The sequence below is a fragment of the Massilia sp. 9096 genome (genome assembly GCF_000745265.1).
Classification (GTDB): domain Bacteria; phylum Pseudomonadota; class Gammaproteobacteria; order Burkholderiales; family Burkholderiaceae_D; genus Telluria.
Map to the genome: position 1 here is coordinate 1,853,392 of NZ_JQNN01000001.1, position 22,857 is coordinate 1,876,248.

At 69.8% G+C, this 22,857-nt stretch carries 18 protein-coding genes; 11 read left to right on the forward strand and 7 right to left on the reverse strand.

Features of this window, described 5'->3' with window-relative positions:
- The first annotated feature begins 99 nt into the window (after positions 1-99).
- Positions 100-1,137, forward strand: coding sequence for a hypothetical protein (locus FA90_RS07920; RefSeq protein ID WP_036167675.1), 1,038 nt, complete (start codon positions 100-102; stop codon positions 1,135-1,137).
- Positions 1,138-1,163: 26 nt separating this feature from the next.
- Here the strand turns inward: FA90_RS07920 and hpnA are convergent, their stop codons facing one another.
- Complete coding sequence (gene hpnA, locus FA90_RS07925; RefSeq protein ID WP_036167678.1) at positions 1,164-2,174, reverse strand: hopanoid-associated sugar epimerase; 1,011 nt, start codon at positions 2,172-2,174, stop codon at positions 1,164-1,166.
- Between the two features lie 116 nt (positions 2,175-2,290).
- Here hpnA and ispH point away from each other — a divergent pair, with 116 nt between their 5' ends.
- From ispH to FA90_RS07955, 6 genes are read left to right on the forward strand one after another with little or no spacing between them, the layout of a single operon-like run.
- Positions 2,291-3,223: a 4-hydroxy-3-methylbut-2-enyl diphosphate reductase gene (gene ispH, locus FA90_RS07930; protein ID WP_036167686.1), complete on the forward strand. Its 933-nt coding sequence runs from the start codon at positions 2,291-2,293 to the stop codon at positions 3,221-3,223.
- 26 nt (positions 3,224-3,249) lie between these two features.
- Positions 3,250-4,413, forward strand: a complete 1,164-nt coding sequence (hpnH, locus tag FA90_RS07935) for an adenosyl-hopene transferase HpnH (protein WP_036167689.1) — start codon at positions 3,250-3,252, stop codon at positions 4,411-4,413.
- A 30-nt stretch (positions 4,414-4,443) separates the two neighbouring features.
- Complete coding sequence (gene hpnI / locus FA90_RS07940) at positions 4,444-5,619, forward strand: bacteriohopanetetrol glucosamine biosynthesis glycosyltransferase HpnI (protein ID WP_051971570.1); 1,176 nt, start codon at positions 4,444-4,446, stop codon at positions 5,617-5,619.
- Between the two features lie 18 nt (positions 5,620-5,637).
- Positions 5,638-7,071, forward strand: a complete 1,434-nt coding sequence (hpnJ, locus tag FA90_RS07945) for a hopanoid biosynthesis associated radical SAM protein HpnJ (protein ID WP_036167691.1) — start codon at positions 5,638-5,640, stop codon at positions 7,069-7,071.
- A complete protein-coding gene (gene hpnK / locus FA90_RS07950; protein WP_036167694.1) occupies positions 7,068-7,898 on the forward strand; it encodes a hopanoid biosynthesis-associated protein HpnK in 831 nt (276 codons plus the stop codon). Before hpnJ ends, hpnK begins: the two co-directional genes overlap by 4 nt.
- A 38-nt stretch (positions 7,899-7,936) precedes the next feature.
- On the forward strand, positions 7,937-8,980 hold the full coding sequence (locus tag FA90_RS07955) for a lysylphosphatidylglycerol synthase domain-containing protein (RefSeq protein WP_036167697.1): 1,044 nt from the start codon (positions 7,937-7,939) through the stop codon (positions 8,978-8,980).
- 24 nt (positions 8,981-9,004) lie between these two features.
- Here the strand turns inward: FA90_RS07955 and FA90_RS07960 are convergent, their stop codons facing one another.
- Positions 9,005-9,658 carry a phospholipid-binding protein MlaC gene (locus FA90_RS07960; protein WP_239700591.1) on the reverse strand — a complete coding sequence of 218 codons (654 nt, stop codon included), beginning with the start codon at positions 9,656-9,658 and terminating at the stop codon, positions 9,005-9,007.
- A gap of 203 nt (positions 9,659-9,861) precedes the next feature.
- Between FA90_RS07960 and FA90_RS07965 the strand changes: the two genes are divergently transcribed.
- Together FA90_RS07965 and FA90_RS07970 are read left to right on the forward strand one after the other, a co-directional pair.
- Entirely contained in the window at positions 9,862-12,501 is a 2,640-nt protein-coding gene (locus FA90_RS07965; protein ID WP_036167709.1) for an MMPL family transporter, read from the forward strand.
- Positions 12,502-12,526: 25 nt separating this feature from the next.
- Positions 12,527-13,366, forward strand: coding sequence for a VacJ family lipoprotein (locus tag FA90_RS07970; protein WP_051971571.1), 840 nt, complete (start codon positions 12,527-12,529; stop codon positions 13,364-13,366).
- 65 nt (positions 13,367-13,431) lie between these two features.
- Here the strand turns inward: FA90_RS07970 and FA90_RS07975 are convergent, their stop codons facing one another.
- Genes FA90_RS07975 through hpnD form a run of 3 tightly spaced genes read right to left on the reverse strand, consistent with a single transcriptional unit; the run spans position 13,432 to position 17,069 of the window.
- Positions 13,432-14,151, reverse strand: coding sequence for a phosphorylase (locus FA90_RS07975; RefSeq protein ID WP_051971572.1), 720 nt, complete (start codon positions 14,149-14,151; stop codon positions 13,432-13,434).
- Positions 14,148-16,136 carry a squalene--hopene cyclase gene (gene shc, locus FA90_RS07980; RefSeq protein WP_373994597.1) on the reverse strand — a complete coding sequence of 663 codons (1,989 nt, stop codon included), beginning with the start codon at positions 16,134-16,136 and terminating at the stop codon, positions 14,148-14,150. The genes FA90_RS07975 and shc overlap by 4 nt, the downstream gene beginning before the upstream one ends.
- A 60-nt stretch (positions 16,137-16,196) precedes the next feature.
- Entirely contained in the window at positions 16,197-17,069 is an 873-nt protein-coding gene (gene hpnD, locus FA90_RS07985; protein ID WP_051972138.1) for a presqualene diphosphate synthase HpnD, read from the reverse strand.
- A 350-nt stretch (positions 17,070-17,419) separates the two neighbouring features.
- On the opposite strand from hpnD, the gene FA90_RS07990 reads away from it, so the two are divergent.
- Positions 17,420-18,055, forward strand: coding sequence for an SAM-dependent methyltransferase (locus FA90_RS07990; RefSeq protein WP_036167713.1), 636 nt, complete (start codon positions 17,420-17,422; stop codon positions 18,053-18,055).
- A gap of 42 nt (positions 18,056-18,097) precedes the next feature.
- Here the strand turns inward: FA90_RS07990 and FA90_RS07995 are convergent, their stop codons facing one another.
- The gene (locus FA90_RS07995; RefSeq protein WP_197065259.1) at positions 18,098-19,825 is read right to left on the reverse strand and encodes a carboxylesterase/lipase family protein; all 1,728 of its coding nucleotides are present in this window, start codon (positions 19,823-19,825) and stop codon (positions 18,098-18,100) included.
- A gap of 755 nt (positions 19,826-20,580) precedes the next feature.
- On the opposite strand from FA90_RS07995, the gene FA90_RS08000 reads away from it, so the two are divergent.
- Positions 20,581-21,411: an alpha/beta fold hydrolase gene (locus tag FA90_RS08000; RefSeq protein ID WP_036174778.1), complete on the forward strand. Its 831-nt coding sequence runs from the start codon at positions 20,581-20,583 to the stop codon at positions 21,409-21,411.
- Here the strand turns inward: FA90_RS08000 and FA90_RS08005 are convergent.
- Positions 21,401-22,792 (reverse strand): sugar MFS transporter, encoded by a 1,392-nt coding sequence (locus FA90_RS08005; protein WP_081933729.1) that lies wholly within the window; start codon positions 22,790-22,792, stop codon positions 21,401-21,403. The genes FA90_RS08000 and FA90_RS08005 overlap by 11 nt on opposite strands.
- Positions 22,793-22,857 lie beyond the last annotated feature (65 nt).

Here is a 22,857-nt window from a genome sequence, read left to right on the forward strand (position 1 = left end):
GCCAAGACGCTGTCGCATCAAAACCGCGTAGCCGTACGACGCGAGGAAACAGACGCGTGTATCATCATTTCATTCGATGGCACTGCGCCAGGAGTCTGGATGGGCGAACACTTCAATGATGGTTTCGAGATCGAGCAACTGGTGCCCGGCTTCCGGCCGCCGCAGCAGGGCGCGGTGGTGGATCACGGCAGGTTCGACGATGCCGCCGTGGCGGCCGCCGACAAAGAGATGCGCCACTGGGTGAGCCAGGCCGCGGGTCCGCTCGCACCCGGCTCCGAGCAGCATCGCGCCGAGACTTGCCGCATGTTTCGTGAAACCTTCAACCCCTACCGGCCGGCCGTGCTCGACTGGCCGCAGCTCGAGCCGGCGGCGCTGGCGCGCATCGTCGCGCTGCCGATCTGGGACATCGCCGTGCAGACCGAAGGCAAGGCGCGGCTGCGCATGGCGGCGTATGCCGGCACGGTCGCCGTCCCCGACATGCGCGGCGCGCTGGCCCTGAACGCCTGGGAAGAGAACCGCCACAAGGAAGTGCTGTCGCGCATGGTCGCGGCCTACGGCATCCCGCTCGCGCCGGAAGCGCCCTATGCCTGGCCCAAGGACGCCGAATGGGCCTACCTGGTCACCGGCTACAGCGAATGCATCGACAGCTTCTTCGCCTTCGGCCTGTTCGAAGTCGCACGCCGCTCGGGCCTGTTCCCGCGCGAACTGGTCGACACCTTCGAGCCCGTCATGCAGGAAGAGTGCCGCCACATCCTGCTGTTCGCGAACTGGCTGGCCTGGCACCGCGCCAAGTTGTCCTGGTGGCGCCGCGTGCGCTTCGAAGCCAAGGTCGCGCGCGTGTGGGCCTTCCTGATCTGGGAACGCATCGGCCTGGCGCGCTCGATCGACGGCGACGGCGCGCCCAGCCAGCAGGACAACAACTTCACGCTCAACGGCGCCCAAGCGGTCACGCTCGAAGCGCCGACGATCCGCGAGCTCCTGAGCCTGTGCGTGGAAGAAAACGACCGCCGTTTTTCAGGCTACGACGCACGCCTGCAGCGCCCGACCACCGTGCCGGCGCTGGCGCGGCTGGCCTTGCGCCTGATGCCCGGCCGGGCCGCGCGCACGCCGGGCGACCAGGCGCAGCGCCCGAACTGAGCGAGCCGAGCATGCCTGTCCAACACTTACTTCAGGTAGCCGGCCTGGGCGAACCAGTCCAGTGCGCTGCGCAGCGCTTCGCGGTAGCCGCGCGGCCGGTAGCCCAGTTCGCGTTCGGCCTTGGCCGAGGTGAAGAACATGCGGTTGCGCGACATGCGCAGGCCGTCGACGGTCATGAAGGGTTCGCGCCCGTTGAAATGCGCCAGGGCTTGCGCCACGTGCGCCAGCGGAATCAGGGGCGCGACCGGCAGGCGCACGCGCGGCGCGCGGCGGCCGGCCAGCTGGGCAATCTCGCCGAGCAGCTCGCGCAGCATCAGGTTTTCGCCGCCCAGGATGTAGCGCTGCCCCACCCGTCCGCGGGCCAAAGCCAGCAGGTGGCCCCGGGCGACGTCGTCGACGTCGACCACGTTCAGGCCGGTCTCGACGAAGGCCGGCATGCGCCCGCACGCCGCCTCGACGATGATGCGTCCGGTCGGGGTCGGGCGCACGTCGTGGGCGCCGATCGGGGTGGACGGATTGACGATCACGGCCGGCAAGCCATCCTGCCCGATCATGCGCTCGACCAGGCGTTCGGCCACGATCTTGCTGCGCTTGTAGGCGCCGATCGCCTCCTCGGCCCGGGCCGGCTGGTCCTCGCTGGCGTTGACGGTGTCGGGGCCGACCTTGAGCGTGGCCACGCTGCTGGTGTAGACCACGCGCCGGGTACCGGCCGCGAGCGCCGCGCGCATCACCGCGCCCGCGCCTTCCAGGTTGTTGCGCACGATGTCCTCGGGGTCGCGCGCCCACAGGCGGTAGTCGGCCGCCACGTGCAGCAGCGACGCGCAGCCGGCCAGCGCGCGTTCGACCGCGGCTTCGTCGCGCATGTCGGCCTCGACGATCTCGGCGCCTTGCGCGCGCAGGGCGTCGACGTTGGCGCGCGGGCTGCTCGCGCGCACCAGCAGGCGCACGTCGTGGCCCTGCGCCAGCGCCGCACGCGCCACCGCGGAACCGATGAAGCCGGCCGCGCCGGTAATCAGGATCTTTTCTTGCAATGCCATGGGCACCTCCGTGGCGCGATTGTAAACGCAGCGGCTGAGATACGCCCCCACGGTACGTGCGCATCGAACCCGGCTGCGGTCCCATCATTGACCACCATCCACCACGGAGAACGACCATGAGAGTCGTCCTTGCCCAGCCGCGCGGCTTTTGCGCCGGCGTCGTCCGCGCCATCGAGATCGTCGAGCGCTCGCTCGAACGCCACGGCGCCCCGGTGTACGTACGCCACGAGATCGTCCACAACAAGCACGTGGTGCAGGGCCTGCGCGACCAGGGCGCGGTGTTCGTCGAGGAACTGGACCAGGTGCCGAACGACGCCGTGACGATCTTTTCCGCGCACGGCGTGTCGCGCACGGTCGAAGGCGACGCGCGCGCGCGCGGCCTGCACGTGCTGGACGCCACCTGCCCGCTGGTGGCCAAGGTCCACGTGCAGGGCCGCCAGTACGCCGCCAGCGGACGCACCGTGATCCTGATCGGCCACGCCGGCCACCCCGAGGTCGAAGGCACGATGGGCCAGATCGACGGCCGCGTGCTGCTGGTGCAGGACGAAGCCGGCGTCGCCGCGCTCGACCTGCCCGTGGATGCGCCGGTCGCCTACGTCACCCAGACCACGCTCAGCGTCGACGACACGCGCGGCATCATCGCCGCCCTGGAACGGCGCTTTTCCGACATCGTCGGCCCGGACGTGCGCGACATCTGCTACGCCACGCAAAACCGCCAGCGCGCGGTGCGCGAGCTGTGCAAGCAGGTCGACGTGCTGCTGATCGTCGGCGCGGCCAACAGCTCGAACTCGAACCGCCTGCGCGAGATCGGCGCCGAATGCGGCGTGCCGAGCTACCTGCTCGCCAGCGGCAACGAGTTTGATGCGTCCTGGGTGCTCGGCGCCGCCACGGTCGGCATCACGGCCGGCGCCTCGGCGCCCGAAGCGATGGTCGAGCACGTGATCAATGCATTGCGCCGCCTCGGCCCCGTCGACATCACGACGATGGACGGCCTGGTCGAGCGCGTCGAATTCCGCCTGCCGGCCGAGCTGGCCGGCATCCCCGCCTGACCCATTTCAAAAATCCTGGAGAACCCATGGCCATTCCCCTGCTCCAAAAGACCCTGGTCGGCGCCTACGTGATGCGCAAGCACCTGGCCGGCGAGAAGCGCTACCCGCTGGCGCTGATGCTCGAGCCGCTGTTCCGCTGCAACCTGGCGTGCTCGGGCTGCGGCAAGATCGACTACCCGACCGAGATCCTCGACCAGCGCCTGTCGATCGAAGAGTGCCTCGGCGCCGTCGACGAATGCGGCGCGCCGGTGGTCTCGATCGCCGGCGGCGAGCCGCTGCTGCACAAGGACATGCCGGCCATCGTCGAAGGCATCATCGAACGCAAGAAGTTCGTCTACCTGTGCACCAACGCCCTCCTGATGGAAAAGAAGCTCGACCAGTACAAGCCGAGCCCCTTCTTCGTCTGGTCGGTGCACCTGGATGGCGACGAAGAGACCCATGACCGCGCGGTCAGCCAGGCCGGCGTCTACAAGCGCGCCGTGGCCGCGATCCGCAAGGCCAAGGAAGCGGGCTTTCGCGTCAACATCAACTGCACGCTGTTCAACGACGCCAACGCCGAGCGCGTCGCCGGCTTCTTCGACACGGTCAAGGAGATGGGCGTGGACGGTATCACGGTGTCGCCGGGTTACGCCTACGAGCGCGCGCCGGAACAGGAACACTTCCTGAACCGCACCGCCACCAAGCAGCTGTTCCGCGACATCCTCAAGCGCGGCGAAGGCGGCAAGCGCTGGGCCTTCAGCCAGTCCAGCCTGTTCCTCGATTTCCTGGCCGGGAACCAGACCTACCACTGCACGCCCTGGGGCAACCCGGCGCGCACCGTGTTCGGCTGGCAGCGTCCGTGCTACCTGCTGGGCGAGGGCTATGCCCCGACCTTCAAGGCGCTGATGGAAGAAACCGACTGGGACGCCTACGGCACCGGCAAGTACGAGAAATGCGCCAACTGCATGGTCCACAGCGGCTACGAGGCCAGCGCCGTGATCGACACCATCTCCAGCCCGCTCAAGGCCGCCAAGGTCGCCCTGAAAGGCGTCGCGACCTCGGGTCCGATGGCGCCGGACATCGCGCTCGAAGGCCAGCGTCCGGCCCAGTACGTGCACTCGCGCCACGTGGCGATCAAGCTGGAAGAGATCCGCGGCCGGCGCGCCACCACGCCGGCGAGCGCGACGGCCAGCGCGGCCAAGCCGGGCTGACGCTTCCCCAACCAGCCAGGACACCAGAGGATGCCGCTCGCCTTCACCGTCGCCGGAACGCTGCTGACGACGCTCGCCACGCTGTACGGGCTGGCGGCGCTGCTGTGCCGTCCGCGCACGTGGACGCGCGCGGGCGCAGGCGCAAGTGCGGGCGCGCGCCCGGACCTTGCGCGGCAGCCGGTAACGGTCCTGAAGCCGCTGTGCGGATTCGAAGCGCGTCTCGAAGCCAACCTCGACACCCTGTGCCGCCAGACCCACCCGCACTACCAGATCGTGTTCGGCGTGCGCGCGGCGGACGATCCGGCCATCGCCGTGGTGCGGCGCCTGCAGGCGCGCTACCCGGCGGTGGACATGGAACTGGTGGTCGATCCGCGCGTCCATGGCGGCAACCTCAAGGTCAGCAACCTGATCAACATGATGGCGGCGGCGCGCCACCCCTGGCTGGTGCTGGCCGACAGCGACATCGCCGTCGATGCCGACTACCTGGAACGCGTCAGCGCGCCGCTCGCGGATCCTCAGGCCGGCATCGTCACCTGCCTGTACCGCGGCATTCCTGAAGGCGGCTTGTGGAGCCGCGTCGGCGCGCTGTTCATCGACACCTGGTTCGCGCCGTCGGTGGCGGTGGCCAGCCGCGGCGGCAGCAGCGAGTTCGGCTTCGGCGCGACGATCGCGCTGCGGCTGGACGCCTTGCGCGCCATCGGCGGCTTCGAGGTGCTGAAGGACCGGCTGGCCGACGATTTCTGGCTGGGCGAGCTCACCCGCCGGCAGGGCTTGCGCACCGTCCTGTCCGACGTCGTGGTCGGCACCGACGTCACCGAACAAAGTCTCCAAGCGCTGTGGCGGCGCGAGCGGCGCTGGATGCAGACGATCCGCTCGCTCAACGGCCCCGGCTATGCGTTCTGTTTCGTCACCTTCACACTGCCGATGCTCGTCCTCGGCCTGCTGCTGGCGCCCGCGTGGTGGAACGCGCTCGTCGGCGCGCTCGGCCTGGCGGCGCGCGTGCTGCTGCAACGGCGTGCGGCGCCCGGCATCGGCCTGTTGCTGGCGCCCCTGCGCGACGGCCTGCTGCTGCTCGAATGGCTCAGCGGCTTTGCCGGCGCCACCACGCGCTGGCGCGAGCATCGCCTGGCGGTCGACCGGCGCAGCGAATCGCACTCGACACCAAAACCCATACCCCAACCCGATCGTATCACTCAAAAAACCTGAACCAAGGCGGAGTCCAACATGAAGAAGACCCTGTTTCTGCAAGCGCCGTCATTCGACGGCTTCGACGGCGGCGCCGGTTCGCGCTACCAGGCCAAGCGCGAGATCAAATCGTTCTGGTACCCGACCTGGCTGGCCCAGCCGGCCGCGCTGGTGCCGGGCAGCCGCGTGCTCGACGCGCCGGCCGATGGCTTGACGATCGCGCAGACGCTCGACATCGCCAAGGACTACGAGCTGGTGATCATCCACACCAGCACGCCCTCGTTCCCGAGCGACGCCCGCTTCGCCGAGCTGGTCAAGGAGCGCAATCCCGCCGTCATGATCGGCATGGTCGGCGCCAAGGTGATGGTCGACCCGGGCCCGTCGCTGCAGGCCAGCGCCGCCATCGACTTCGTCGCGCGTGAAGAGTTCGACTACACCTGCCGCGACGTCGCCGAAGGCCAGAGCCTGTCCGACATCGCCGGCATCAGCTGGAAGGACGCGGACGGCAAGGTCAAGCACAACGCACCGCGCCCGATGATCGAGAACATGGACGAGCTGCCGTTCGTCTCGCCCGTGTACAAGCGCGACCTGAACATCAAGAACTACTTCATCGGCTACCTGAATTACCCGTACGTGTCGCTGTACACCGGGCGCGGCTGCCGTTCGCGCTGCAGCTTCTGCCTGTGGCCGCAGACCGTGGGCGGACACCGCTACCGCATCCGCTCGGCCGAGAGCGTGATCGAAGAAGTCAAGTGGATCAAGGAGAACATGCCGGAAGTGAAGGAGATCATGTTCGACGACGATACCTTCACCGACTTCCGCCCGCGCGCCGAGGAAATCGCGCGCGGCCTGGGCAAGCTCGGCGTGACCTGGTCGTGCAACGCCAAGGCCAACGTGCCGTATTCGACGCTGAAGATCATGAAGGACAACGGCCTGCGCCTGCTGCTGGTCGGTTACGAATCCGGCGACGACCAGATCCTCCTGAACATCAAGAAGGGCCTGCGCACCGACATCGCACGGCGCTTCGCGGAAGACTGCCGCAAGCTGGGTATCATGATCCACGGCACCTTCATCCTCGGCCTGCCGGGCGAAACGCAGGAGACCATCGCCAAGTCGATCGAGTTCGCCAAGGAGATCAATCCGCACACGATCCAGGTCTCGCTGGCTGCGCCCTACCCCGGCACCCGGCTGTACGACCAGGCGATCGAGAACGAGTGGATCCCGCCCAACAAGACGATCAACCTGGTCAGCGAGAGCGGCGTGCAGCTGGCCGCGCTGAACTACCCGCACCTGTCGAGCGAGGAGATGTTCCACGGCGTCGAGCGCTTCTACCGCAGCTTCTACTTCCGTCCTTCCAAGATCTGGGAGATCGTGCGCGAGATGATGAAGAGCTGGGACATGACCAAGCGCCGCCTGCGCGAAGGCGTCGAGTTCTTCCGCTTCCTGCGCGCGCACGGCGCCGAGCAGGCGTGACGGGTCCGGGACTGATCGTCACCGCCGACGACTTCGGCCTGCACGAAAGCGTCAACGCGGCGGTCGAGCGCGCCCACCGCGAAGGCATCCTGTCGGCCACCAGCCTGATGGTCGGCAGTCCCGCCGCGCAGGACGCCGCCGCCCGCGCGCGCGCCTGCCCCAGCCTGCGCGTCGGGCTGCACCTGGTGCTGGCCGACGGGGCGCCGACCCTGCCGCCGGAGCGGATTGCGGCCCTGGTCGACGCTTCCGGACGCTTCGGCTCCAACATGGCGCGCGACGGCGTGCGCTTCTTCTTCCTGCCGCACGTGCGGCGCCAGCTGGCCATGGAGATCCGCGCCCAGTTCGAGGCCTTCGCCGCCACCGGCCTGCCGCTGGACCACGTCAACGCCCACAAGCATTTCCATCTGCACCCGACCGTGCTGTCGCTGTTGCTGTCGATCGGGCGCGAATTCGGCCTGCGCGCGGTGCGCCTGCCGATGGAATCGACCGTCCCCGCCTGGCTGCGCCCGTGGATGCTGCTGCTGCGCGCGCGCCTGCGCGCCGCCGGCGTGGCCCACAACGATTACATCGTCGGCCTGCAGCTGTCCGGCCGCTTCGACGAGGACGCGCTGCTCGCTGCGCTGCAGGGCCTGCCTCCGCATGGCGTCGGCGAACTGTACCTGCACCCGGCGCTCGAATCGGGCGCCGCGATCGCGCCGTCGATGATGGGTTACCGCCATCGTGATGAATTCGCGGCCCTGGTCTCGCCTCGCGTCGCGCACGCGTGCGAGCGCCTGCGCGCGCAGGGCTACCGCTTCGGCGGCTTTTCCGACCTGCTGGCCGCATGAACACACGAGAATGAAAGCACGACGATGAAAGCGTCACGATGAAACGCCTGACGATCCTGGGCGTGATCGCCGGCCTGGCGCTGCTGGTCGCACTGGTCCTCTGGCAGGGCTGGCGCGACGTGCTGCGCGTGTTCGAGCACGCCGGCTGGCCGCTGCTGCTGCTGGTCCCGGCGCGCATCGTCACGCTGGCGATGGACACCTGGGCCTGGCGCATTTTGCTGGAACCGCTGCTGCAACCCCGGCCTGCGTCGACGCCGTCGACACCCGCGCGCGCCGGCCTCGGTTTCCTGCTGTGGGTGGCGCTGGTGCGCGAAGCCGTCAATCGCCTGCTGCCCGCGGCCGGCATCGGCGGCGAAGTGGCCGGCGTGCGCCTGGCGCGCACGCGCATTCCCGACACCGCCGGCGTCACCGCCAGCGTGATCGTCGAGGTGCTGTTGACGATCGGCGTGCTCTACCTGTTCTGCGGGCTGGGCGTGGTGCTGATGGCGCGCATCGCCGGCGGCGCCGACCAGGTCTGGGTGATCGCCGCCAGCCTGCTGTTGTCGCTGCCGCTGCCGGCCCTGGCGTGGTGGCTGCTGCGCGGCGGCCAGGCGTTCCAGCGCCTCGAGCGCTTCGCGCTGCGCGCGTTCGGCGAGAAGACGCTGGCGGCGCTGTCGATCGACGGATCGATGCAGGGCGCGGCGCTCGACAGCGCCATCGGCACCCTCATGAAGCAGCGCGCGCGCCTGCTGCGTGCGCTGGCCTGGCAACTGCTGTCCTACTTACTCGGCAGCTTCGAGACCTGGTACGCGCTGCGCCTGCTCGGCCATCCGGTCGATGCCGGGACGGCGGTGGCCATCGAAGCGCTCAGCCAGGCGGTGCGCCACGCCGGCTTCATGGTGCCGGCCGGCCTGGGCGTGCAGGAAGCGGCGGTGCTGCTGTTCGGGATGCTGGCCGGCGTGGGCGGCGAAGTCGCGCTGTCGCTGGCCCTGGTCAAGCGCATGCGCGAGATCGTGCTCGGCATCCCGGCCCTGCTGTCGTGGCAATGGTTCGAGGCGCGCGCGTGGCGCCGCGAACGGGCCGCCAGCGCGCAGCGCGTCTAGCGCAGCAGGCTGCCGCGCACGGCGTCACGGCGCCGCGTTGTGCGCCGCCAGGTACTTGATCAAGCCGTCGACGCCGCCGGAGGCCAGCTGGGCCGCGAACTGGCGGCGGTACACCTGGATCATCCAGGCGCCCATCATGTTGATGTCGTAGATGCGCCAGCCGGCCGCGCTCTTGCGCAGGCGGTAGTCGATCGGCATCGTGTCGCCGTCGGTCACCACGCTGGTGCGCACCACGGTGTCGGTGGCGTTTGCGGCAGGCGCGGCCGCGCCCGGGTATTTGAAGCTGGTGTTCTGCGCTTGCAGCTGGGTCAGCTGCAGCGCGTAGGTGCGCGCCAGCAGCGTCTGGAACTGCTTGAACAGGGCGTCGCGCTGGGCGGGCGTGGCCGAGGCCCAGGCGCTGCCGACCGCGTACTGCGTGGTCAGCCGGAAGTCGGTGGCAGGCAGGAAGTGCTGCTGCACCAGCTGGTAGGTGCGCTCGGGGTCGCCCGCGCGCGCACCGGCATCGCCCTTGATCGCGGCCATCACGCGATCGATCGTGGACTTGACCAGCTGCTCCGGCGCGCGGCTGTCGGCCGTCGCGCCCTGGGCCTGCTGTGCCTGCTGAGCCTGAGCTGCGGGTGCGAGACCCGCGCCCATCGGCCCGAGCAAGCCCAGCGACAACAAGATCGGCAATTTCATCGTAGACTCTCCGGATTGGCAGCCCGACAAGGCGCGGGTGCCCACAGTGTAGCCGAAAGCACGGCGACGGCGGCGTTTGCGCCTGCGCTCGCCCGCACCCGTGTCGGCACGCGCCGTGGAACCGGCCTATCGTGCGGTGCCGCATGGCGTTCTCGGTTCTAATGTCTTATCTCTTTGTTATTAACCGATTTGCGCTTCATCGCATGCTGACCAAGCTGATCGCCCGCATCGTCGACCTTTCCGCACGCCACGCTTGGACGGTCGTGGCCGCCTTCGTCCTTCTGGTGGCGGCCGCCTGCGTCTACGTCGCCAACCATTTCGCCATCACCACCGACGTCGGGCGCCTGATGGACCCCGGCGCGGCCTGGGCCAAGCGCGATGCGGCGATCGCCAAAGCCTTTCCGGAACGCGGCGACACCACGCTGGCCGTGGTGCGCGCCCCCGCGCCCGAGCTGGCGGCTGCGGCGGCGCGCGAACTGGCCGCGGCGCTGGAGCGCCAGCCGGCCCGCTTCCGTTCGGTCAGCCTGGGCGAAGGCGCCGAGTTCTTTCGCCGCAACGGTCTGCTCTACCTGGAACCAAAGCAATTGGCCGACATGACGGATGGCCTGCGCGACGCCCGGCCGCTGCTCAACGCCCTGGCCCACGATCCGTCGCTGCGCGGTCTGGCGAACCTGCTGTCGGTCTCGCTCGGCACGCCGCTGCAGACCGGCCAGCTCACGCTCGGCGGCATGGCCCCGCTGCTCGGGCGCAGCGCCGACGCGGTCGAAGGCGTGCTGGCCAACCGCCCCGCCGCGCTGTCCTGGCAGACCGTGATGGACGCCAGCCCCCCGGCGCAGTCGTTCGCCCTGGTCGAAGTCCGGCCGGTGCTCGACTTCAACGACCTGATGCCGGGCGCCGCCGCGGCCGATACGATCCGCGCCAGCGCGCGCGATCTGCGCCTGGCCGAGCGCTACGGCGCCAGCGTCGCGCTGACCGGGCCGATTCCCCTGTCCGACGACGAATTCGCCTCGCTGCAGGAAGGCTCGGCGTTCTCCGGCATCCTGGCGCTGGCGCTGGTGACGGCGCTGCTGTGGTACGCGCTACGCTCGGGCAAAATGATCGTCGCCGTGGCCTTGACGATGGCCGGCGGGCTGGCGCTGACCGCGGCGCTGGGTGTCTTGATGGTCGGCGCACTGAACCTGATCTCGATCGCGTTCGCGATCCTGTTCGTCGGCATCGGCATCGACTTCGGCATCCAGTTCGGCGTGCGCTTTCGCGAGCTGCACCACGCACAGACGACGCCGGCCGAGGCGCTGCACGCGGCCGGCCGCGCGATCGCCCTGCCGCTGACGCTGGCGGCAGTGGCCACCACCTTCGGCTTCTTCGCTTTCCTGCCGACCGCCTACCGCGGCGTCGCCGAGCTCGGGCTGATCGCCGGGGTCGGCATCCTGGTCGTGGCGCTGCCGTCCTGCCTGACCGTGCTGCCGGCGCTGATCCGCCTGTTCAACCCGCCGCCGAGCAAAGTCGCTCCCGGCTTTCCGCGCCTGGCCCCGCTCGACCGCGTGCTGCAGTCGCACCGCAAGCCGCTGCTGTTGGGCACGCTGGTGCTGGTCGCGGCCGGCCTGCCTTTGCTGCGCCACCTGAACTTCGACTTCAACCCGCTGCACCTGAAGGACCCGCGCAGCGAGTCGATGGTGGCCTTGACCGCGCTGTCGCGCAGCACCGACATCGGCCTGGACAACATCCAGGTGCTGGCGCCGACGCTGGCCCAGGCCCAGGCCACAGCCGCGCGCATCGAGCGTCTGCCCGAGGTGGCGCGCGTGGTGACGCTGGCCAGCATGGTGCCGGTTGGGCAGCCGGAAAAACTGCAGCGCATCGGCGCGCTGGCGACGGTGCTGGCCCCGGTGCTGGCGCAACAGCCGCTGGCGCCGGCGACCGATGCCGCGCGCGTCGCGTCGCTGCGCGCGGCGGCGATCGCGCTGCGCAACGCCGCGCTCGATCATCCCGGCGCGGGCGCCGGCCAGGCCACGCGCCTGAGCCAGGCCCTGGGCAAGCTCGCGCGCGCGGACGCGCCCACGCGCGAGCGCGCCGAACGCGCGATCGCCCAACCGCTGCGCCTGGCCCTCGGCACGCTGGCCCTGGCGCTGCAGGCCGCGCCGGTGACGCTGGACAGCCTGCCGCCGGAGATCAAGCGCAACTGGATCGCCGCCGATGGCCGGGCCCTGGTCGACGTCACCCCGCGCCGCGCCGATGCCGCTGCCAAGGCGCACGGCAGCGCCAGCGGCGAGCGCATCGGCGAAGACACGCGCCTGCGCCAGTTCGCCCGCGCGGTGCAGTCGGTGGCGCCGCAAGCGGCCGGCGGCCCGATCTCGGTGATGGGCGCGGCCGACCTGATCGTCGACGCCTTCATCCAGGCCGCGCTGCTGGCCGTGGCCACGATCACGCTGCTGTTGTGGATCACCTTCCGCCGCTTCGGCGACGTGCTGCTGACGATGGTGCCGCTGCTGGTGTCGGGCCTGGTCACGCTGGAAGCCAGCGTGCTGCTCGGGATCTCGCTGAACTTCGCCAACATCATCGCGCTGCCGCTGCTGCTCGGCGTCGGCGTCGCCTTCAAGATCTATTACGTGATGGCCTGGCGCAGCGGCGAAGCGGCCTTGCTCCAGCACGGGCTCACCGAAGCCATCGTCGTCAGCGCCGCCACCACCGGCACGGCCTTCGGCAGCCTGTGGCTGTCGCACCACCCGGGCACGGCCAGCATGGGCGAACTGCTGGTGCTGTCGCTGGTCTGCACGCTGATCGGCGCCGTGTTCTTCCAACCCATCCTGCTGGGCCGCCCACGCACGGCGCCGCCCGCCTCCCATTGAAACCACAACCATGACTGGACACCGCATGCAAGCCACACCACGCACCCTGCCGCCGGCCGGCCGCCTGCTCGCGGCCGCCGCCATCGCCGCCGCCGTCGCCCCGCTGAGCGGCTGCGCCACCGGACCGGAGCGCAACCCGGCCGACCCGCTCGAGCCGCTCAACCGCGCCACCTGGCGCTTCAACGACGCACTCGACCGCACCGTCGCCAAGCCGGTCGCACGCGGCTACAACAAGGTCGTGCCCTCGCCGATCCGCACCGGCGTCTCGAACTTCTTCTCTAACCTGGGCGACGTGACGGTCGCGTTCAACGATTTCGCCCAGGGGCGCTTCAAGGACGGCATGTCGGACGTGACCCGTTTCGCGGTCAACAGCACCTTCGGCGTGCTGGGCCTGTTCGACGTCGCGGGCAAGAGCGGCATCCAGAAACACGACCAGGACTTCGGCCTGACGCTGGGCCACTACGGCGTGCCGACCGGCCCCTACCTGGTGCTGCCGCTGTTCGGGCCGAGCACCTTCCGCGACGCCGCCGGCACCGGCGTCGACCAGTACATCGCACCGGCCAACCAGATGGACCCGGCCTGGCGCAACAGCCTTTGGGGCGTGAACTTCGTCAGCGCGCGCGCCCGCTACCTCGACGCCACCAACCTGCTCGAGCAGGCGGCGCTGGACAAATACCTGTTCGTGCGCGACGCCTGGCTGGCGCAGCGCCAGTCGAAACTCGACGAAGGCAAACAGCAGGATCTGCCGGATTACGATGCGGACCAGGGCGGCGGCTCGGGTGGCGCCTCCGGCGGCGGCGGCGGTGCGGGATCGGGTGCGAACGCCGGCGCGGGTCAGAGCGCACCGAACGCGCAAGGGAAATAAGCCGGCGCCGATCGCCGTGGCTGCGCCGCGCCGCGCCGCGCGCCACGGCGGGGTCGATCAACGCATCACCGGTCAGGCGGCGCCAGTGCCCCTTCGGCCAGCGCCCGCACGCGGCGCAGCGCCCGGCGCGCGTGCCAGGCATCGAGGGCCAGCGCGATCAGGGGAACGATCTCGCCCGGCGAGCGCGCCAGCGCGCGCAGCAGCGCCGCCAGGTCGGTGCCGCCGTCCTCGCGCATCGCGGCCACGGCGGCATCCGGCAGGCTGCGCCAGGCTGGATCGAGCACGACCCGCAGCGCCGCGAACGGCAAGCGGTGACGCTGCGCGGCCCGGGCCGCCGCATGCGACTCCATGTCGACCGCGAGCGCGCCGCCGTCGCGCCACAGGCGCGCCTTGGCGTCGTGCTGGGCCAGCGGCGCGTCCAGGCCGGCCAGCCATCCCTGGCGCGCCGAGGGCAGACAGGCGGCGAGCGCCTGGGTCCACGCGGCGTCGGCGCCGACACGACCGGACGCGCCGATCACGCCAGAGCCGACGACGCAGTCGCCCGGCCGCAAGCCGGGATCGAGTCCGCCCGCACAGCCAAAACTGAGGATGCCGGAAAACGCGCGCGCGCCTTGCGGCTGCGCCGCCACCAGCGCGTCGAGCCCGGCCAGCACGCGCCGCGGCCCCGGCCCGAGCACGGTGGCCACGCCCGGTCCGGCGGCGATCGCCGCTTCGAAATCCAGGCCGCACACGACGATCACGCGCGGCTCGTCGACACGCGCCCGGTCGGCGCCGCGCGTGCTCACATGCCGAAGCCGACCTTGCTGGTGCCGGCCGCGCGCAGGTTGCGGTAGCGCGCCAGCGCCCACAGGGGGAAGTAGCGCGCATAGCCGTGGTAGCGCAGGTAGAACACGCGCTCGAAGCCGGTCGCGGTGTGGTGCTCCTCGGTCCACAGGCCGTCGGCGCGCTGGTGCTCGAGCAGCCAGTTGACGCCGCGTTCGACCGCCGGATGATCGACCGCGCCGGCCGCCATCAGCGCCAGCAGCGCCCAGGCGGTCTGCGACGGCAGCGAGCGGAACGGCCGGTGGCCGTCGTAGTCGAGGCGGTAGCTGTCGGCGTCCTCGCCCCAGCCGCCGTCGTCGTTCTGGTGCGTGACCAGCCAGGCGACGGCGCGCGCCACCGCTTCGTGCCCGGTGTCCAAGCCGGTCGCGCCGAGCCCGCACAGCACGCTCCAGATGCCGTAGACATAATTCATGCCCCAGCGGCCGTACCAGGCGCCGCTCTTTTCCTGCTCGTCGAGCAGCCAGTGCAAGGCACGCGCCGCCGGCGACTTCGCCTGGGCGCAGGCGTCCGGGTCGAGCTGGACCAGCATCGACAGGCAGCGCGCCGAGACGTCGGCGGTGGGCGGATCGAGCAGCGCGCCGTGGTCGGCGAACGGGATGTTGTTCAGGTAGTGGTGGGTATTCTCGGGGTCGAACGCGCCCCAGCCGGCTTCGCGGCCCTTGCACTGCATGCCGATCACCCATTCCTTGGCGCGCGCGATCGCATCGGTATAGCGCGGCTCGGGCAGCAGCGCGTCGGCGCGGTGCATCGCCATCGCCACCACCGCGGTGTCGTCGACGTCCGGGTAGTGCGCGTTGGCGTACTGGAAAGCCCAGCCGCCGGGACGCAATCCAGGACGGCGGTGGGTCCAGTCGCCGTCCAGGTCGAGGATCTGCAGCGGGCGCAGCCACTCCAGGCCGCGCGTGGCGGCGTCGATCGCCTCGGGCGTGCCGACTTCGAGCAGCGCGTGGCTCATCAAGGCCGTATCCCATACCGGCGACAGGCACGGCTGGACGTAGGCTTCGTCGCCGCGGTCGACGATCAGCTTGTCGACCGAGCGGCGCGCGATCGTTGCGCCGGCGTCGTCGCGCGGCACGTTCATGGCGTCGAACATCGCCACCGCATTGACCATCGCCGGGAAGATGGCGCCGAGGCCGTCCTCGCCGTTCAGGCGCTCGCGCACGAAGGCTTCCGCGCGCGCGATCGCGCGCTGGCGCAGGCGCGCGGGAATGCGCGGCTCGAGCCTGCGCACCTGGCGCTCCATCGCGTTGAAGAACGAGAACCACAGGCGGCTCTGGTGTGGCGCGCGCGGCGTCGGGCCAAGCTGGCCGGGCGCACTCCGGAACAGTTCATCGATGCCGACCTGACGCGGATTGCGCGCACGCGGCTTGAGCGCCCCCAGCACCAGCAGCGGCGTGAGCACGGTGCGGGTCCAGTACGACACCTTCGACAGGTGGAACGGGAACCAGCCGGGCAGCAGCGTCATCTCGACCGGCATCACCGGCACGGCGGTCCAGGGCACGATGCCGTACAGCGCCAGCATGATGCGGGTGAAGACGTTGCTGCACTCGGCGCCGCCATTGGCCAGGATCGCCTCGCGCGCACGCACCATGTGCGGCGCGTCGGGCGCGTCGCCGATCATCTTCAGCGCGAAGTAGGCCTTGACGCTGGCGCTCGGATCGTAGGGGCCTTCGTGGTGCAGCGGCCAGCCGCCGTGCGTGCCCTGGGTGCGGCGCAGGTAGCGTCCGATCTTGGCTTCCAGCGCAGGGTCGGCGGGTTCGCCCAGGAAGTGCACCATCAGTACGTACTCGGCCGGAATGGTGGCGTCGGCTTCCAGCTCGTAGACCCAGTGCCCGTCGGGCTTCTGCTCGCGCAGCATCGTCTGCAGCGCCCGGTCGACGGCGCGCTGCAGCTTGCCCTGGCGCGTATCGGCCTGGGCCGCACCTGCACACGAAGTCCCTACTCCCATTGCACGGAACGCTGAATATCGCATCGCTGTCCTCGCTCTCCTCGACGTTATGTTGATGTGTTAGACGACGGCATGGCGCAGCAGGATGCCGACGCGCTCCAGCTTGCCGACCTTGACCGCGCGCCGCGGCGCCGCCCACCCGCGCGCGCGCAGGCGCGCCAGCAAGGCCTGGTACACCGCGCCCATGATGCGCGGCGTGCGTACGCTGGCGCGCGGCTGGCGCCGCATGACTCCGGCGGCCGCCTCGAAGTGGATTTGCGCCTGGTCGGCCAGCTGCACGCACACGCGCGGCAAGGCCGGATGCGCCGCGATCGCCGCCGCGCCGCGCGCCATCTCGGCGGCGCCGATGCCGGCGTCCTGCAGCAGCTCGCGAGGCAGGTAGGCGCGGCCGATGGCGGCGTCTTCGTCGATGTCGCGCAGGATGTTGGTCAATTGCAGCGCGCGCCCCAGATGGTGGGCCAGCAGCACGCCGTCGTCGAAGGGCATGCCGAACACCTTGACCGCCAGCCGGCCGACCGCGCTGGCCACGCGGTCGCAATACAGGTCGAGCGTCGCGTTCGAGGGCGCGCACACCGGATCGGCGTGCGCATCCATCAGCATGCCGTCGATGACGGCGTCGAAATCGTCGCGCGCCAGGCCGAAGCTGGCGATGTGGCGGCTCAGCGCCGCCAGGTGCGCGGGACCGCGCCCGGCGCAGCAGGCGTGCACGTCCTGGCGCCAGCGTTCCAGCGCCGCCCGCTTTTCGAGGGGCGATGCGCAGGACGGTCCATGCTGCGTGTCGCCGTCGGCGATGTCGTCGACGGCGCGGCAGAACGCGTAGATCTCGTACATGGCGCCGCGCTGGGCGGCCGGCAGGATACGCAGCGCCAGCTGGAAGGAGCTGCGCGGCGCCGGCGCGTCCGGCACCGCGGCGACGGGCAGGCCCGCGGCCATGGCCGTGTTGACCGCGTGGCCAGCCTGGTGTTCAGCGCGTACGGGCATCGCGGATTCCTGGCCAGGCACCTGACGCGATCATCGCTTGCAACGGGGTCATGCGTACTCCTGCATATCGGTAAGCTACGATCCGGGGTAAGCTGCGGTCCGGCAAGCGATGCTCGGCGGATGCGGCACATCGAAGTATTCTAGAACATCCTCGTCAATCGAGTCGGACGGATGTTATCGAACGTGTATCGAGGCTAGCGCAGGCCGGGTGTCATTACGCGTAGCGACAGGCATGCGGGCGGCCCCGGCTTCGGGTACGAGGCCTTGCTGTATCATGCGGCTCTCGAAAACAAGACCCGCATATGCTCATCATCACCATCAAACAAGGCAAGGAAAAAGGCCTGCTGTCCGGCGATCCGTGGATCTATCCTTCGGCCATCGACAACGTCCAGGGCCGGCCCCAGGAACGCAGCAAGCCCGGCACCACGGCGCTCGTGCAATCGTCGTCGCGCCAATTCCTGGCGCGCGCGGCCTACAACGCCAAGTCGCAGATCGCGGCGCGCGTCTGGACCTTCCGCGCGGACGAGGCGGTCGACCATGCCATGATCAAGCGCCGCGTGCATGCCGCGGTCGCGCGCTCCGCGCATGCGGTGCGCAGCGCCGACCCACAGGCCATGGTCGCGGTGATCGAAGGCGAAAAAGATGGCTTGCCGGGCCTGCTGGTGCACAGCTATGGCGGCGTCGCCGGTTACCTGATCTCCCAGTTCAACGCCGCCGGCGTCGACATGTGGCGCGTGACCATCGTCCAAGCGCTGCTGGCGGCGACCGGCTGCCCCAACGTGTTCGAACGCAGCGACGAGCTGGTGCGCAAGGGCGAAGGCTTGCCAGTCATCTGGCGCGCGCTGGCCGGCGAGGAACCGCCGCAGCGCCTGATGGTGCGCTCGGCGAACCGGCTGGCGCCGACCGATATCCGCACCGGATTCGTCTATCCGCGCTGAGCGGTCCGCCGGTGAAACATCACCGGGTGGGAGCGCATCGTCTCAGAACGTCACCACGCTCCAGGGCTTGACGCACTTGTGGTCGGCCTCGAACGTGCTTAATGCCTTGACCCCGCCGCCCGACGCCACGTCCAGTCCCAGCACCTGGTCCGGCCGCGTGAACGCCGGCCAGCTGGCGGCCACGTCGCCGCCCTTGTTCGGGTCGCCGGTGCGCGCGAAATTGGTCCAGTAGCGCGACATCGCCGCCTGCAGCCCGCGCCGCTCGTCGTTGCCGAGGTCGTGCAGGTTGTACAGGTACTGCAGGTCGTAGGAGTGCGCCGCGCCCTGCGGGAAACTGAGGTAGTACTTGCCGTTGGCGACGCCGACCGAGGGGATCGCGGTCCGGTCGCGGAATTCGTACATGTAGATGGGGGTGCCCTGCGACGCCACGCGCTGGACCGTGCGCAGCGCCGGGCACGAGAAGCCGAGGTCGGTCGCCAGCGCGCTCTCGGCAAGGCTCGGCTGGATCGCGGCGTTGGCGCCATAGCCGGCCAACGGATACCAGGTGGTGACCAGGTCGCTGGCGGCCACGCCGCTGCCCGCCGTCAGGCCGGCAATGACCGTCGGATATTGAGAGGCTGGCAGCGCGAAGCTGGTGTTGGCCGGGTCGAGGTTCGGCGGCGTTGCACGCTGGCGCGCAGCATCCTCGGCGATCGCGACATACAGCGCGTACTCGTCCCGGTTGCTGCCATCGATCATCGGCACCTTGATGTTCTCGCCGGCGGCGAAGGTCGCCTTGACCGATTTCGGCAGCACCTTGCCGTCCACCGACGGCACCGGGTTCGGCAGGGCCGCGTAGATCGCGGCGGCCAGCTGGTTGCGCACCACCGCGTCGGGCAAGTTGCGCAAGCAGGCCGCGCTCACGGCGCCGGCGTCGCAGGCGATGCCCGCGATGTTGGCCGCCTTCGCCGCCTTGATCGCATTGTCGACCACGTTCGTGCTGATCGTGGCCATCTGCGCGCCGCTGGGCTGGCGGTCGTTGCCGTAATTGCCGCTCTGGACGATCGCCTTCACGAACAGGCCTTTCGAGCCGGGCGAGGCCAGGTGGGTCATCACACTGAAGCCGCCCGCCGATTCGCCGAAGATGGTCACGTTGGTGCTGTCGCCGGCGAACCGGGCAATGTTGTCCTGCACCCAGTGCAGCGCCAGCTGCTGGTCCATGATGCCGTAGTTGCCGGCCGCCCCGTCCTGCGCCAGCGCCGGATGGGCCAGGAAGCCCATCGCGCCGAGGCGGTAGCCGACGTTGACGACGATGACGCCCTGGCTCACCAGCGGCGACGGATCGGCGTACTGCCCGGTGCCGCCGGTGACGAAGTTCCCGCCGTGGAAATTGACCATGACCGGGAACGGCCCCTGCCCGGCCGGCGCGTGCACGTCCAGGTAGAGGCAATCCTCGCTGTCGTTCGGCAAGCGGAACGGGCTGTTGCTGGTCTGCAGGCACGGCGAGGCCGATGCCGTCTTTTCCAGCCGCGCGCTCCAGGCCTGGGCCGGCACGGGCGCGGTCCAGCGCCGCGCGCCGGTCGGCGGCAGCGCGTACGGAATCGCGAAATAGCTGCGCATGCCGAGACGGTCGACGCCCTTGACGTCGCCGTTGGCGGTCTGGGCGACGTCGGGGGCGCGGGTCGGGTTGCCTTGCGAGTCGGCGCCACCGCAGGCGGCGAGCAGCGCCGTGCACGCGAATGCCAGGGACGCCGTCAAGCGGGCGGCGCAATGCGAGGACTGGGTGTTCACGGACCGACTCCTTCTGGATTGTCGAGAGCCGGACGCCGCGGCGTGACAAGCGCCCGATGCGCCCGGCGCAATGATTCGGAGTCAACACATTACCATTGCGAAACGATGACGTTCCAAAAATATCGTTCGCAACGATGCGCGCGGCGCGGCCCCGCCGCCGGTGTCGCTCGTTTGCCACGCGCGGCGCCCCGCCAACCCCGGCGCGCCGCGAAAAGGGTCATCGCCGCATGAGTTGCACGACTGCGCCGATGACTTGCAGCACCAGGACGGTCAGCCTGAGTCCGGTGCCAGCAGTGGCGCGGCGTCGGCGTCGGCCGCGTGTGCCGGCCCCTTGCGCTCGTCCTTCAGGTGCCGCGGCTTGCGGTGGAAGATGTTCGGCGTCTTCATGGTACCTTCCTTGAAAAAAGTGCAGCTATGCTGTTTGATCCCCGGACCTTGTCCGACGCCGGGAACTGCCCGGCGAGCTGCTTATCAGTATCGGGCGCACGCCAGGATGCCGACCTCTGCTGGCGCAGTGGCCACTGCATGAACCGTTGAAAGAAAGCCAAGTAGCGCGATCCGGTACCGCGCGCGCCACGGGTTACACCTTCCGCGACCCTCACCGGGGCCTCCGGCGGCCGGGCCATAACAATGGATAGTGTCCGACATCGGCGCGGATGGCTACGATGGCGGTGCCGGTACTGCAGGACGCCGGCGACAACCGTCGCCATGCCACCGGCATGGCGGCACCGTCACACACCAAAGGAGCAGCGCGCATGACTACCAATACCGTCAAGACCAAGGATGGCGTCGAGATTTTCTACAAGGACTGGGGCAGCGGCACGCCGATCGTGTTCTCGCACGGCTGGCCCCTGAGCTCGGACGACTGGGACGCCCAGATGATGTTCTTCCTCCAGCACGGCTTTCGCGTGATCGCCCACGACCGCCGCGGCCATGGCCGTTCGAGCCAGGTCGACGGCGGCCACGACATGGATCACTACGCCGACGACCTGGCCGCGGTGGTCCAGCACCTCGACCTGGAGGGCGCGATCCACGTCGGCCACTCGACCGGCGGCGGCGAGGTCGTGCGCTACCTGGCGCGCCACGGCGAAGCGCGCGCCTCCAAGGCCGTGCTGATCGCGGCGGTGCCGCCGCTGATGGTCAAGTCGGACTCGAACCCGGGCGGCTTGCCGAAGGACGTGTTCGACGGCATCCAGCAGCAGGTGGCGACCAACCGCGCCCAGTTCTACCGCGACCTGCCGGCCACCGCCTTCTACGGCTTCAACCGTCCGGGCGCAAAGGCGCAAGAAGGCCTGATCCAGAAATGGTGGCTGCAGGGCATGATGGGCAGCGTCAAGGCCCACTACGACGGCGTGGTCGCGTTCTCCCAGACCGACTTCACCGACGACCTCAAGAAGATCAACCTGCCGGTGCTGGTCCAGCACGGCGACGACGACCAGGTCGTGCCCTACGCCGACGCGGGCCCGCTATCGGCCAAGCTGCTCAAGCACGGCACGCTCAAGACCTACCACGGCTTCCCGCACGGGATGCCGACCACCCAGCACGAGGTCATCAACGCCGACATCCTCGCTTTCATCAAGGGTTGACGCTGCGCGGGCCGCCCCAGCTGCGCAGGCGGTGGCCCCAGCCGGCGTACCAGAAGATCGTCGCGTAGCACGGCAGCAGCAGCCAGTAGGCGCCCTGCGGATCGAGGGCGTCGGACAGGCGCCCGTACAGCAGCGGCATGACGGCGCCGCCGGAGATCGCCATGATCAGCAGCGCCGACCCCTGCGCGGTGTAGCGCCCCAGGCCGTGCAGCGCCAGCGGCCAGATCGCCGGCCACACCATCGCATTGGCCAGGCCGAGCAGCGCCAGGCACATCACGCTGTCCGGCACCGGCGGCGCCCCGCTCCACCCGACCAGCACGCGCGACAGCACTACGCCGTGCTGAGCCCCGAGCGTCACGCCGAGCGTGAGCAAGAGCCCGAGCAGCGCCGACAGCAGCAATGCCTGGTTCTGCGACAGCCAGCGCGGGATCGCGACCACGCCGACCAGGTAGCCGATCACCATGCACACCATCGTGTACGAGGTCAGCACGCCGAAATTGGCGACCTTCAGTTCCTGGCCGTACAGGCCGATGGTGTCGCCGGCGATGACTTCCACGCCGACGTAGGCGAACAGCGCCAGCGCCCCCAGCACCAGCTGCGGAAAGCGCAGCACGCCCGCGCGCGCGAGGCGGCCGCTGTCGGCATCGGCCGCTTCGGCTTCCGGCGCGATGTCGCGCAGCTTGGAAAAATGGATGAGCACCATGATCGCGAACAGCCCCGCCGCCATGCACAGGTACGGGAACACCAGGCGCTGCGCCAGCACGCTGCGCGCCGCAGCGCGCGCCGCTGGCGTCATCGCGCCCAGCCCGCCTTCGGAAAAGCGCTCGATCCCGGCCAGCATCAGCGAAGTGAACACCAGCGGCACGACGACCCCGGCGCCCTTGTTGAACAGGCCCATGATGCTGATGCGGGTGGCGGCGCTCTCGCGCGCGCCGAGGCGCACGATGTAGGGGTTGATCGCGGTCTGCATCAGCGTCATGCCGCTGGCCAGCGTGAACAGCGCGGCCAGGAACAGCGCGTACTGGCGGGTCTGCGCGGCCGGCACGAACAGCAAGGCGCCGGCGCCCATGATGGCGAGACCGAGCGTCATGCCATTCTTGTAGCCGATCCGGTTCAGCACCGCGGCCGACGGCAGCGCCATCAGCGTATAGGCGATGTAGAAGCTGGACGTCACCCACAGCGCCTCGAAGTTGTTCAGGTCGCAGACGATCTTCAGGAAGGGCACCAGCGAGCCGTTCAGCCAGGTCGCGAAGCCGAGGATGAAGAACATCAGCCCAAGGAACAGCATCCCGGCCACCACCGAGCCGGCCGGCGCGCCTGCGCTGTCGTCCGGGATCGGCGTGGGCGCTGCGGCCTGGCGGTTGCGGGACAGCGGTTGCATGGCGGCTCCTGGCGTCGTTCGACACGTTATCGAGCTGTCATGCTAGCAGTAAAGTTTCCGCAAGG